Genomic DNA, 12,211 nt, shown 5'->3' with positions numbered 1-12,211 from the left:
CCCCCACCGCCGTGGCCCCGCCTGAGCCCGTCGCGACGGCTCCCGCCTCCGCCCCCGGAGGCGACGCGCCGACCGGCGGATCGGACGCGCCGACCGGCGGATCGGACGCGCCGACCGGCGGATCGGACACCGTCGCGGCCTGACCGTCGGACCCCGACTAGGCTCGTCGTCGCCGGCGCCCTCGGGGCGCGGCGTGGAACGAGAGACGGTGAGGGGTTGCGATGAGTGATCGCGAGGAGTTGGCTGCGCTGGTTCGCGAACTGGCGGTGGTGCACGGCAAGGTGACCTTGTCGTCCGGCAAAGAGGCCGACTACTACGTGGATCTCCGCCGCGCCACCCTGCACCACCGGGCCGGCCCGCTGATCGGCAAGCTCATCCGGGAACTGGTCGCCGACTGGGACTTCGACGCCGTGGGCGGCCTCACCATGGGTGCCGATCCGGTGGCGCTCGCGGTCATGCACGCCGCCGGCCGCCCGATCGACGCGTTCGTCGTCCGCAAGGCCGCCAAGGCGCACGGCATGCAGCGGCAGATCGAGGGTCCCGACGTGCTCGGCAAGCGCGTCCTGGTGGTCGAGGACACGACCACCACGGGCAACTCTCCGCTCACCGCGGTCAAGGCCCTGCGCGACGCCGGCGCGACGGTCGTGGGTGTCGCCACCGTCGTCGACCGGGCCACCGGTGCCGGCGAGGTGATCGCCGCGGAGGGCGTCGAGTACCGCTACCTGCTGGGCCTGCAGGACCTGGGACTGCAGGACGCCTAGGTCTTCCGTGGCCGGGCGGGTGCGACGGACCGCGACGCGCCTCGCGGACGGCCGGGAACTGTTCTATTTCGACGACACCGAGCCGTACGTCGGTGGTGGCGCGGTGCGGGAGCGGCACGACACGCGGCGGCTACCGTCGGCCGGGGCCGCGTCCGAACTCCGCTTCGACCCGCTGACGGGGGAGTGGGTGGTCTCCGCGTCGCACCGCATGGACCGCACCTTCCTGCCGGACCCCGCGGACTGCCCGCTGTGCCCCACCCGTCCGGGCCGGGCCGCCACCGAGATCCCCGCCGACGACTACGACGTGGTGGTGTTCGAGAACCGCTTCCCGGCCCTCGGGCCGGGTGGCGCCGTCGCCGGTCCGGTGGACGGCGACCCGCTGTGGCCGCGACGACCCGCGACGGGCCGCTGCGAGGTGGTCGCGTTCACCGCCGACCACGACGCCCGGTTCGCCGACCTGAGCGTCGCGCGGGTCCGCACGGTGTTCGATGCGCTGGCCGACCGCACCGCCGAACTCTCGGCCGCCCCCGACGTGCGGCAGGTGTTCTGCTTCGAGAACCGGGGCGCGGAAATCGGTGTGACGCTTCAACATCCGCACGGGCAGATCTATGCTTACCCGTTCCTGCCGGCGCGGTCGCAGGGGCTGGTGCAGCGGGCCCGCGCGCACCACGCCGCGACGGGCCGGCTGCTGCAACGCGACGTGCTCGAGGCCGAACGCCGGGCGGGCACGCGCATCGTGTGGTCCGGGCGGCGGTGGACCGCCTACGTGCCGGCCGCGGCGCGGTGGCCGATCGAGGTGCACCTCGCCCCGCATCGCGACGTGCCGGACCTCGCCGCCCTCGACGACCCCGAGCGCGACGAGCTGGCGGTGGCCTACCGGGAGTTGCTGCGCCGCGTGGACCTGTTCTTCGACGGCGTGGACCGCGTCCCCTACATCGCGGCCTGGCACCAGGCGCCGGTCGGCGACGAGCGACCGTACGGTCGTCTGTTCTGCCAGATCTTCTCGCTGCGCCGCGCCGCCGACAAGCTCAAGTACCTGGCCGGCTCGGAGTCCGCGATGGGTGTATGGATCAGCGACACCTCCGCCGAACGCATCGCGGCGCGACTGCGGGAGCTCGCCGGATGAAGGTGTGCGCGGCCGCGGCGGCCGAGTTCGCCCGGGAGTTCGGTGGGGTACCGGAGGGGGTGTGGTGCGCGCCGGGCCGGGTCAACCTGATCGGTGAGCACGTCGACTACGCCGGCGGGCTGTGCCTGCCCCTGGCGCTGCCGCAGGTCACGGCGGCGGCGGTGCGTCGCCGCGACGACGGGACGGTGCGGCTCGTCAGCGAGGGCTTCGCCGGTGCGTCCTTTGGGCTGCTCCAGCCGCCCAAAGGACGCACCGGCGGCTGGGCCGCCTACGTCGCCGGGGTGATTCACACGCTCGACCCGCCCGGGTTCGCGGGCGTCGACGTCGCGATCGCCTCCGACGTGCCGGTGGGGGCGGGCCTGTCCAGCTCGGCGGCGCTCGAGGCGGCCGTCGCCCTCGCCCTGGCCGAGCTGTACGGGCTGCCGGTCGACGATGCCGGCCGGGCCGCCCTCGCCGCCGCCTGCACGCGGGCCGAGAACGACTGTGTCGGCGCCCCCACCGGCGGCATGGACCAGCAGATCGCGCTGCGCGGCCGGGCCGGTCGTGCACTGCTGCTGGACTGCGCGACCGGAGCGGTCGAGCACATCCCGATCGACCTGGAATCGCACGGCCTGGCGCTGCTCGTCGTCGACACGGACGCGCCGCACCGCCTCGTCGACGGGCCGTACGGGCAGCGGCGCCGCGACGTCGAGGAGGCCGCGCGCCGGCTCGGCGTGACGAGTCTGCGCGAGGTCGACACCGTGGCTGCGCTCGACGCGCTGACCGATCCGGTGCTGCGGCGCCGGGCCGGGCACGTCGTCACGGAGATCGCCCGGGTGCGTGCCGCCGTCGCCGCGCTGCGGGACGACGCCCCGGACCGGCTCGGGCCGCTGCTCGACGCCGCGCACCGGTCGCTGCGCGACGACTTCGAGGTCAGCTCTGTCGAACTCGACAGCGCCGTCGACGCCGCCCGCGCCGCCGGGGCGCTCGGGGCCCGGATGGTCGGCGGCGGATTCGGCGGCTCCGCGATCGCGCTGTGCCGGGCGACGGACGTCGCCGCGGTGGCGGAGGCTGTGACGGTGGCCGCCCGCGAGCGGGACCTGCCGCGGCCGAAGTTCCTGCGTGCGGTGGCGGCGGCGGGCGCCCGGCGTTGCTCCTGAGGGAAAGGCGGCCGGGTGACGTCGTGCGGGTCGGTACGCTGCCGGCCATGGGATGGTTCAGCCGGGACAAGTGGAACGCCGAGCATGCGGTGTTCGCCGCGGCCGCGGCGGCGACGGTCGTGGGCGGGGTGCTCGGCAACGAGCGGTTGCAGCGGGTGGCCAAGCCGCTGATCGGCCCGTCGCTGGCGGTGCGGGTGCTGCGGCACGCCCCGCACACCGACCGGCTCGACACCGCTCTGTTGCTGCTCGGGCTGACCGGCGCGACCGTCGGCGACGTGTTCATGATCGACCCGGACGACGACGCCCGGCTGCTGCGCGGTGCGTCGTCGTTCGCCGTGATGCAGGCCTGCTACTCGGCCCTGCTGGTGCGTCGCGGTGCCCGTCCGACGCGGTCGGCGGCGGTGCCGCGGGCGGTCGCGGCGCTCGGGGCCGCCGGTCTGCTCGGCGCACGGTCCCCGGAGGTGGCGGCGCCGCTGACCGGGTACGGCGCCCTGCTGGGCACCACCGCGACCCTCGCCGCCGATCCGGCGCTCGCGCCCGGGGCCCGGCGGGTGGCCGGACTGCCGATCCCGAACGAGGACCGGCGCAGCTGGCTGGGCGCCGGCGGCCTGGTCTTCACCCTGTCCGACGGCACCATCGTCGTGCGGCGGGTGCTGCTGCGGTCGCAGCGGACCCGGGCCGCGGCAGAGGGATTCGTGCTCGCGACGTACGCGCTCGCGCAGTTGCTCCTCGTCGAGGGCAAGCTCGCCCTCGGCCGGGACGGCACTCGCGCGCGCCGGGGCTACCTGCGCGGGTAACGACGGGCGCGGCAGGCACTTTCGTGCGCGCGTCGCCTACGGGCAGAGGACGATCCGGTCGCGGTCGCGGGGGTCGACCCGGATGCCGACGACCCGGCCGGGCTCGAACCGGGCGAGATCCTCGCGGGCGACCTCGTAGAGCACCCGTCCGTGGTACGGCTCGGAGCCCGGCACCGTCAGGTCGAGGTCCAGTTCGGTCAGCTCGCCGTTGTCGACGGTGTGGCCGAGTTGCCGGGCCGAGGTGATGGTGGCCCAGCCCTCGAGGCCGCGGCGGGCGAGGCGGCGGTCGGCGCGCGGCGGCCGCCCGGCGAGGATCATGGCGATGCCCAGCGCCGAGCCGTACGCGGCCAGCAGGAACATGATCTGGTAGGGGACGGTGCCCTCGGGGGAGTTGCCGACGAACAGGCCCAGCCACAGCGCCAGGACGACGATGTACCCGGCGGTGACGAATGCGACGGCACGAACGACTCGAACGTGGTTCATTGCTCCTCCGATGCCAGGATAGTCCGTGACCTGCGCCACGTCCGTCGTCGCTACGCTGCATCCATGAATTCACCCAGTGTGTTCGTCACCGGCGCCGCCTCGGGGATCGGCCGCGCCACCGCACTGCTCTTCGCCCGCCGCGGTTACCGGGTCGCGGCCGTCGACGTCGACGCGGCGGGTCTCGAGGTGCTCGCCGCGGAGCAGCCCGGCATCATCACCGGCGTTCTCGACGTCACCGACGCGCCGGGCTGGGAGCGGGCGCTGAAGGGGTTCTGCACCGACGGCACCCTCGACCTGCTCGTCAACAACGCCGGCCTCCTGGCGTCGGGACCGTTCGAGACGACCGCGCTCGAACGGCACCGGCAGATGGTCGACGTCAACGTCACCGGCACGATCACGGGCTGCCACAGCGCGTTCGAGTACCTGCGCCGCACGCCCGGCGCGCAGGTGGTCAACCTCTGCTCGGCGTCGGCGCTCTACGGCCAGCCGGAGCTCGCGACCTACAGCGCCACCAAGTTCGCCGTGCGCGGGCTGACCGAGGCGCTCGATCTGGAATGGGCCCCGCACGGCGTCCGGGTGATCGCGTTGTGGCCGCTGTTCGTCGAGACGGCGATGACCCGGGACCTGAACGTCGGCGCCGCGCGGCGGCTCGGGATCCGGCTCACCGCCGACGACGTCGCCCGGGATCTCTACGACCTGACCCGCCCCGGGCGGCGGCCGTCGGGCGTGCACCACGCGGTGGGCTGGCAGGCCAAGGCGTTCGCCGCCCTCGCGCAGGTTACGCCCACCCGGCTCAATCGCCTGGTCAACCGGTGGGTGACCGGCAGCTGAGGCGGTCTCGCTAGAGTGGCGGACGGATCAGCGACGGAAGGAGTCGGGTGAACGTGCGTCGGATGTCGTCGATCGGTGCGGCCGCGGTGGCGGTGCTGGCACTGGCCGGGTGCGGAGGGACCGCGGACGGCGGGGAGCAGCCGGCCGCCGCGTCGTCGGCGAGCGCGGCCGCCACGACCACCACCACGACCGCGGCACCCGCGCCGACGGCCCCCGGGACCACGACGGCCACCGGGACCACGACGACCACGCCGCCGGCACCGGCCCCCGACAGCGCGCCGACGACGCTGGCGGACGTGCAGTACGAGCGCAACGAGTCGTACTACTTCACCAGCCCCGACGGCGGGTTCCGCTGCGGCATCGTCAAACTCCCCTCGCGCACCGAGGCCGGCTGCGAGGGCGCCACCGACCCGGTCCCCCCGCGTCCCGAGAATTGTATGGTCAACTGGGGCAACGGTATTCGCGTACAGGACGCGGGCCCGGCGGAGTTCATGTGCTCGGGCGGCTCGGTCTACACCTCCGGCGGCGACGACCCGGTGCTGCCGAGCGGATCGCGGCTGAGCAAGCTCGGCTACACGTGCGAGACCACCGACGCCGACGTCACCTGCGCCAACGACGCCACCGGTCACGGCTTCACGATCGCCGCCGGCTCCAACACGACCTTCTGACCGTGCAACTCGACGACGCTCCCGGCCCCACCGAGTGGGGCGAGCACCCGCACGGGTGCGGCCCGTGGGCCGAGGAGTTCGGCACCGAACCGCCGCAGGATCCGCGCTACGATCCGGAGCTGCTGGCCCGCGGCGACCGCCGCAACGTCGTCGACGCCTACCGCTACTGGACGCGCGAGGCGATCGTCGCCGACATCGACAACCGCCGTCATCCGCTGCACGTGGCGATCGAGAACTTCGGGCACGACGCGAACATCGGCACGGTGGTGCGCACCGCCAACGCGTTCGCGGCGGCCGCCGTGCACATCGTCGGCCGTCGGCGCTGGAACCGTCGCGGGGCCATGGTGACCGACCGGTACCAGCATCTCGTGCACCACCCCGACGTCGACTCCCTGATCGACTGGGCAGCCGGACGGGGACTGACGATCGTCGCGGTGGACAACACACCCGGATCGGTGCCGCTCGAGACCGCGCAGCTGCCCCGCGCGTGCATGCTGCTGTTCGGCCAGGAAGGGCCCGGTGTCACGGCGCGGGCGCGGGAGGTCGCGGCGACGACCGTGTCCATCGCCCAGTTCGGCTCGACCCGCAGCATCAACGCCGGCGTCGCCGCCGGGATCGCGATGCACGCCTGGATCCGGCAGCACGCCGATCTCGACCGGGCCTGGTGAAGAAACGTTCGACGGGGAGCGGCCGATAGGGGAAAGCTGGTATCGGTAGCGACGGTGAGACGAGGTTGGCGACGACATGTCGGATGTGTGGGCCGAGCGGGCGGATCTCGCGGAGGCTGCAGTCATGTCGCGGCACGTGCGGCGGCTGTGGGCGCTGCCCGGCACCGCGCTCGGGGTCGTCGGCTGGCCGGCGGTGCGCCGCGAACGGCTCTTCCTCACCTGGCACTACTGGTGGCAGGCCCACCTGATCGATCTCGCGGTCGACGCCGCCGAGCGGGAGGCGACGCCGCGGCGCCGGCGCCGGGTGCTGCGGCTGACGCGCTCGCACCGGATCCGCAACCTCGCCGGCTGGACCAACAACTACTTCGACGACATGGCCTGGCTCGGCCTGGCGCTCGAGCGGGCGCAGCGGCACCTCTACGTCGACCGCCGCGACGCCATCGCCGTCCTCGAGAACGAGGTGTTCGCGGCGTGGGCGCCCGAGCGGGGCGGCGGCATCCCCTGGCGGCGCCGCGACGACTTCTACAACACCCCGGCCAACGGCCCGGCGGGCCTGCTGCTCGCCCGCACCGGAAAGCTGCTGCGGGCCCAGGAGATGGCGGACTGGATCCACGAGACGCTGCGCGACGCGGAGACCGGCCTGATCTTCGACGGGATCCGGCGCGACCGGGTCGAGCGCGCCGTCTACACGTACTGCCAGGGCGTCGTGCTCGGCCTGGAGACGGAGCTGGCGGTGCGGATGGGCGATCCGCGGCACCGGGAGCGGGTGCACGCCCTCGTCGACGCCGTCGACAACGAGCTGACCGAACGGGGGGTGATCACCGGCGGCGGCGGTGGGGACGGTGGGTTGTTCAACGGCATCCTCGTCCGGTACCTGGCGATGGTCGCGACGACGCTGCCGGTGGTCGATCCCGAGGACGAACGGGCGCGCCGGGTCGCGGCGCGGATCGTGCTCGCGTCCGCGCAGGCCGCGTGGGCGAACCGCCTGCAGATCGAGGGGCTGCCCCTGTTCGGGCGGGACTGGTCCGTCCAGGCCCGGCTGCCGGGAACGGCCCCTGGGATCGCGCGCTTCTCCGGCGGCACGGTGCGCAGCTCGGGGGTGGCCGAGCGGGATCTGTCGGTGCAGCTGAGCGGGTGGATGCTGATGGAGTCGGCCTACGCCGTGGCCGCCGAGCGGGCGCCCGGGCCGAGCGCCGCGCGGCCCGACCGCATTCGTTTTGAAAACGGTTATCGATAACGGCTATCGTCGACGGCATGACCGTCGCGACGCCCCTGCCCGTCACCGTGCTCTCCGGCTTCCTCGGCGCGGGCAAGACCACACTGCTCAACCACATCCTCGCCAACCGCGACGGTGCGCGCGTCGCGGTCGTCGTCAACGACATGAGCGAGATCAACATCGACGCCGCGCTCGTCGCCGGCCAGGGCAGCCTCGACCGCACCACCGAGAAGCTCGTCGAGCTCACCAACGGCTGCATCTGCTGCACGCTGCGCGAGGACCTGATCGAGACGGTCGCGCGGCTCGCCCGGGAGAACCGGTTCGACCATCTCGTGATCGAGTCGACCGGCATCTCCGAGCCGATGCCCGTCGCCGCGACGTTCGACTGGGAGTTCGACGACGGCTTCCGCCTCAGCCGGCTCGCGCGCCTCGACACGATGGTCACCGTCGTCGACGCCGCCACATTCCTCGCCGAACTCGCGCGCGGCGACCGCCTCGACGACCGCGCGCTCGAGGCCGGCGCAGGCGACGAGCGCAGCATCTCCGACCTGCTCGTCGAGCAGGTCGAGTTTGCCGACGTGCTGCTGGTCAACAAGACCGATCTGGTGAGCGACGCCGTCGCCGGGGCCGTCGAGGCCACGCTGCGCCGGCTCAACTCGACGGCGCGGCTGCTGCGCACCGTCCACGGCGCCGTCCCGATCGACGAGGTCCTCGGCACCGGCCGCTACGACCCGGAGGCGGCCGCGCTCGCCCCGGGCTGGGCCGAGGAGCTCGCCGGCGGTCACACCCCGGAGACCGAGGAGTACGGCATCCGCAGCGTCGTCTACCGCGCCGACCGCCCCTTCGACCGGTCCCGGCTCGAGGCGGCGGTGGAGAACCTGCACGGGGTGCTGCGCAGCAAGGGCTTCTGCTGGTTCGCCGACGACCCGGACACCGCGGCGATCTGGTCGCAGGCCGGCCCCAATCTGATGCTCGAACCGGCGCAGCCGTGGTCTCTGACCGGCGAGACGCCGGGCCAGGAGATCGTCTTCATCGGGGTGCGCCTGGACCCGGACACCCCGCGCCGCCTCCTGGATCCGGCTCTCGCGGCCGGGCACTCCTAGTCGGGGTCGACGTCCGCGATCTCCACGTCCACCGCGGGCCGCGCCATCTCGATCCGGTACTGCCGGACGCCGAGCACGGTGCCCACCACGAGGACGGCGGCCATCACGGCGAGGACCGTCGGCAGCAGCCACGAGACCCGCTCGAGGTATTCGCCGAAGTAGAACCCGACGAGCAGCAGGACGGGCGCCCACAGGATCGCGCCGATCGTGGACGCGATCGTGTACCGGGTGTGGTTCATCCGGGCGGCCCCGGCCACCAGCGGCGACAGCGTGCGCACCCACGGGATCCAGCGGGCGATCAGCACCGCCCAGAACCCGTACCGGTCGAGCAGGACATTGACCTTCCGCAGGTTGGCCGCGTTGAGGTATCGGCCGTTGCGGCGGGCGATGAGGTGGTGGCCGCGACGGTGGCCGATCACGTACCCCACCTGGTTCCCGGCGATCGCGGCCACCATCGCGCCGACCGCCAGGGCCCACACCTGCGCCGCACCGGAATGGTGGGCGGCCAGCACGACGCCGGCGGTCAGCAGCATGGAGTCCCCGGGCAGGAACAGTCCGAGGATGATCGCGCACTCGACGAACACGAACGTCACGACGACGAGCCACACCAGGGCGGGCCCGGCGGTTTCGAGAGGACCGAAGGTTTCCGCGGCGAGAATCATGGAGGACGCGTTCGCGCGCGTGCTCAGGGCGTGGTGTCGCGACGGGTCGTCGGCACCGGCACCGTGTCGGCCGTGGCCTCGGCCTCCGTGACGGCCGCGGCCCTGCGCTTGGCGATCAGGTGCTTGCCGATCTCGAGCAGGATCGGGACGACGGAGACGAACACGATGAGCAGGAAGATGATGTCGATGTTGTCGCGGATGAAGGCGATCTGACCGAGCAGGTAGCCCAGCAGCGTCACGCCGGCGCCCCACAGCACACCACCGACGATGTTGTAGGTGAGGAACACCGGATACCGCATGCGGGAGGCGCCCGCGACGACCGGCGCGAAGGTGCGCACGATGGGCACGAACCGGGCGAGGACGATCGTGATCGGACCGTGCCGCTGGAAGAAGTCCTCGGACTGGTCGATGTACTGCTTGTTGAGGATCTTCGCGTCGTAGCTCTTGAACAGGCGGGTGCCGCCCTTGGCGCCGATCCAGTAGCCCACCTGGTCGCCCAGGATCGCCGCGATCGGGATCGTCACCATCAGCACCCACAGCGGCGCGAACGGCGGGATCTCCTCGGACTTCGAGGCGGCGATCAGGCCCGCCGTGAAGAGCAGCGAGTCGCCCGGCAGCAGGGGGAACAGCAGACCCGACTCGATGAACACCACGAGCAGCAGGCCGATGAGCACCCAGGTGCCGAAGGAGTTGAGCAGGTTCACCGGGTCCAGGAATCCCGGCAGCAACGCCAGATTCGTCACGCTCTCCGGGACGACGGTCACGGACTCCAGGCCTCCGAGCACACTCACGGCCACCAGAGTACCGGTGGGATGCCGGTGGCCCGAATCACGGCGGGCACCCGACTGTGTCCCCGCGCCGGCAGTTGACATACTGCAGGGACAACCCTGGCGCCTCCCGCACCCCCGGGGAGGCACCCATCGACTCTCATCTGGAGGACAGCCGCCGTGCCAATCGCGACTCCCGAGGTCTACGCCGAGATGATCGCCCGCGCCAAGGATCACTCCTTCGCGTTCCCGGCCATCAACTGCACCTCGTCCGAAACCATCAACGCCGCCATCAAGGGCTTCGCGGACGCCGGCAGCGACGGCATCATCCAGTTCTCGACGGGTGGCGCCGAGTTCGGCTCCGGCCTCGGTGTCAAGGACATGGTGACCGGCGCCGTCGCGCTCGCCGAGTTCGCGCACGTCATCGCCGCGAAGTACGACGTCACCATCGCGCTGCACACCGACCACTGCCCGAAGGACAAGCTGGACGGCTTCGTGCGCCCGCTGCTCGCCATCTCGCAGGAGCGGGTGAAGAACGGCGAGAACCCGCTGTTCCAGTCGCACATGTGGGACGGCTCGGCCATCCCGATCGACGAGAACCTGCAGATCGCCCAGGAGCTGCTGGCCCTGTCGAAGGACGCGAACATCATCCTCGAGGTCGAGATCGGCGTCGTCGGCGGTGAAGAGGACGGCGTCGAGAACGCCATCAACGAGAAGCTCTACACCTCGATCGAGGACTTCGAGAAGACGGTCGACGCGCTCGGCGCCGGTGAGAAGGGCAAGTACCTGCTCGCCGCGACGTTCGGCAACGTCCACGGCGTCTACAAGCCGGGCAACGTCAAGCTCGAGCCGTCCGTGCTGGCCGACGGCCAGGCCGCCGCTTCGAAGAAGCTGGGCCTGCCCGCCGGCTCGAAGCCGTTCGACCTGGTCTTCCACGGCGGTTCCGGCTCGCTGAAGTCGGAGATCGACGAGGCGCTGAGCTACGGCGTGGTGAAGATGAACGTCGACACCGACACCCAGTACGCGTTCACCCGCCCGATCGCCGGCCACATGTTCGCCAACTACGACGGTGTGCTGAAGATCGACGGCGAGGTCGGCAACAAGAAGACCTACGACCCGCGCAGCTACCTGAAGAAGGCCGAGGCGTCGATGACCGCTCGGGTCGTCGAGGCCTGCAACGACCTCAAGTCCGCGGGCCGCTCGGTGTCCGCCGGCTGATCCGTCCCTGCGCGGTCATCCCACACGAGCGGTGACGCGGGCCCGGCCCGCGTCACCGCTCGCGTCGTTTCACTCCCCGCAGACCTTCCAGTCCTCGCCCTCCTGGGCCAGGTCGAAGGTGCGCTGGGTGACGTCGGTCGGGGTGCCGGCCGGGTGCGCCGTCACCTGCGCGATGGCCTGGCCGTCGGTGATCTGCACCTTGTCGATGCCCGTGACGACGGGCACGGTGCCCTGGTCGACGGCGGTGCGGTGGATGTCGGCGAACTGCTCGGGCGGCACCGAGGCGTAGAACTCCTGCAGGCCGCCGCACGTCGTGGTGCGCAGCGTCGTCAGGTCGCCGGCGGCGAGCGCCCGGACGAAGGTCTCGACGGTGGTCCGGATCCGAGCCTCCGGCGAGTTCGCCGCCCGGTCGTCCAGGTAGACCTTCACGGCCGCGGCCGCCACCGCGGCGACGACGAGCAGGCCCGCGACGAGGGCCGCGATCGCCCAGCCCCGGCGGCCGCGCCGGGCGGGTGCGACCGGGTCGATGCGCTGCGGCCCCGGGACCGGCTGGACGCGCTGGGGTTCGATGCGCTGGGGTTCGACACGCCGCGCCTCCGGCCGGGGCGGCGGGACCCGCGTCGGCTGGACGCGCGGCGGTTCGGCGCGCTGGGGGGCGACCCGCTGCGGCTCCGCGCGTCCGGCCGCCCGATCGGGCTCGATCCGCTGCGGCGCCTGCTTGGGGGTGTGCGTGGTGACGGGGATGCGTGCGGTGGGTGCGTCGGCGGGGGAG

14 protein-coding genes are annotated in these 12,211 nt (G+C 72.5%); 10 read left to right on the top strand and 4 right to left on the bottom strand.

Features of this window, described 5'->3' with window-relative positions:
• Window positions 1–221: 221 nt before the first annotated feature.
• Genes pyrE through G6039_RS28515 form a run of 4 tightly spaced genes read left to right on the top strand, consistent with a single transcriptional unit; the run spans window position 222 to window position 3,823 of the window.
• Complete coding sequence (gene pyrE, locus G6039_RS28530; RefSeq protein ID WP_006945331.1) at window positions 222–761, top strand: orotate phosphoribosyltransferase; 540 nt, start codon at window positions 222–224, stop codon at window positions 759–761.
• A 19-nt stretch (window positions 762–780) separates the two neighbouring features.
• On the top strand, window positions 781–1,887 hold the full coding sequence (galT, locus tag G6039_RS28525) for a galactose-1-phosphate uridylyltransferase (RefSeq protein ID WP_043796725.1): 1,107 nt from the start codon (window positions 781–783) through the stop codon (window positions 1,885–1,887).
• The gene (gene galK, locus G6039_RS28520) at window positions 1,884–3,026 is read left to right on the top strand and encodes a galactokinase (protein WP_043796712.1); all 1,143 of its coding nucleotides are present in this window, start codon (window positions 1,884–1,886) and stop codon (window positions 3,024–3,026) included. The genes galT and galK overlap by 4 nt, the downstream gene beginning before the upstream one ends.
• 47 nt (window positions 3,027–3,073) lie before the next feature.
• Complete coding sequence (locus tag G6039_RS28515) at window positions 3,074–3,823, top strand: lysoplasmalogenase (protein WP_043796727.1); 750 nt, start codon at window positions 3,074–3,076, stop codon at window positions 3,821–3,823.
• Between the two features lie 36 nt (window positions 3,824–3,859).
• Here G6039_RS28515 and G6039_RS28510 read toward each other — a convergent pair whose 3' ends face one another.
• Window positions 3,860–4,306: a hypothetical protein gene (locus tag G6039_RS28510; RefSeq protein WP_043796715.1), complete on the bottom strand. Its 447-nt coding sequence runs from the start codon at window positions 4,304–4,306 to the stop codon at window positions 3,860–3,862.
• A gap of 63 nt (window positions 4,307–4,369) precedes the next feature.
• Here G6039_RS28510 and G6039_RS28505 point away from each other — a divergent pair, with 63 nt between their 5' ends.
• The 5 genes from G6039_RS28505 (at window position 4,370) to G6039_RS28485 (ending at window position 8,792) form a co-directional block, all read left to right on the top strand.
• Window positions 4,370–5,137, top strand: coding sequence for an SDR family oxidoreductase (locus tag G6039_RS28505; protein ID WP_043796717.1), 768 nt, complete (start codon window positions 4,370–4,372; stop codon window positions 5,135–5,137).
• Between the two features lie 47 nt (window positions 5,138–5,184).
• Window positions 5,185–5,805, top strand: coding sequence for a hypothetical protein (locus G6039_RS28500; RefSeq protein WP_006945343.1), 621 nt, complete (start codon window positions 5,185–5,187; stop codon window positions 5,803–5,805).
• Window positions 5,806–5,807: 2 nt separating this feature from the next.
• Window positions 5,808–6,473 carry a TrmH family RNA methyltransferase gene (locus G6039_RS28495; protein WP_029545427.1) on the top strand — a complete coding sequence of 222 codons (666 nt, stop codon included), beginning with the start codon at window positions 5,808–5,810 and terminating at the stop codon, window positions 6,471–6,473.
• A 76-nt stretch (window positions 6,474–6,549) separates the two neighbouring features.
• Window positions 6,550–7,710 (top strand): glycoside hydrolase family 76 protein, encoded by a 1,161-nt coding sequence (locus G6039_RS28490; protein ID WP_029545424.1) that lies wholly within the window; start codon window positions 6,550–6,552, stop codon window positions 7,708–7,710.
• A 17-nt stretch (window positions 7,711–7,727) separates the two neighbouring features.
• Window positions 7,728–8,792, top strand: a complete 1,065-nt coding sequence (locus tag G6039_RS28485; protein WP_029545422.1) for a GTP-binding protein — start codon at window positions 7,728–7,730, stop codon at window positions 8,790–8,792.
• Here the strand turns inward: G6039_RS28485 and G6039_RS28480 are convergent.
• Together G6039_RS28480 and G6039_RS28475 are read right to left on the bottom strand one after the other, a co-directional pair.
• Window positions 8,789–9,454, bottom strand: coding sequence for a DedA family protein (locus G6039_RS28480; protein WP_006945353.1), 666 nt, complete (start codon window positions 9,452–9,454; stop codon window positions 8,789–8,791). The genes G6039_RS28485 and G6039_RS28480 overlap by 4 nt on opposite strands.
• 23 nt (window positions 9,455–9,477) lie before the next feature.
• On the bottom strand, window positions 9,478–10,251 hold the full coding sequence (locus G6039_RS28475; protein ID WP_006945355.1) for a DedA family protein: 774 nt from the start codon (window positions 10,249–10,251) through the stop codon (window positions 9,478–9,480).
• A 150-nt stretch (window positions 10,252–10,401) separates the two neighbouring features.
• Here G6039_RS28475 and fbaA point away from each other — a divergent pair, with 150 nt between their 5' ends.
• Entirely contained in the window at window positions 10,402–11,439 is a 1,038-nt protein-coding gene (fbaA, locus tag G6039_RS28470) for a class II fructose-bisphosphate aldolase (protein ID WP_006945356.1), read from the top strand.
• 69 nt (window positions 11,440–11,508) lie between these two features.
• Here the strand turns inward: fbaA and G6039_RS28465 are convergent.
• Window positions 11,509–12,211, bottom strand: a 703-nt coding sequence (locus tag G6039_RS28465) for an Rv0361 family membrane protein (protein ID WP_164528167.1), incomplete at its 5' end; no start/stop codon positions are given.

This window comes from Rhodococcus aetherivorans, from assembly GCF_011058165.1.
Taxonomy (GTDB): domain Bacteria; phylum Actinomycetota; class Actinomycetes; order Mycobacteriales; family Mycobacteriaceae; genus Rhodococcus; species Rhodococcus aetherivorans.
Note: the sequence above shows the minus strand (reverse complement) of the source record. Positions and strands in the feature narration are given on the sequence as shown.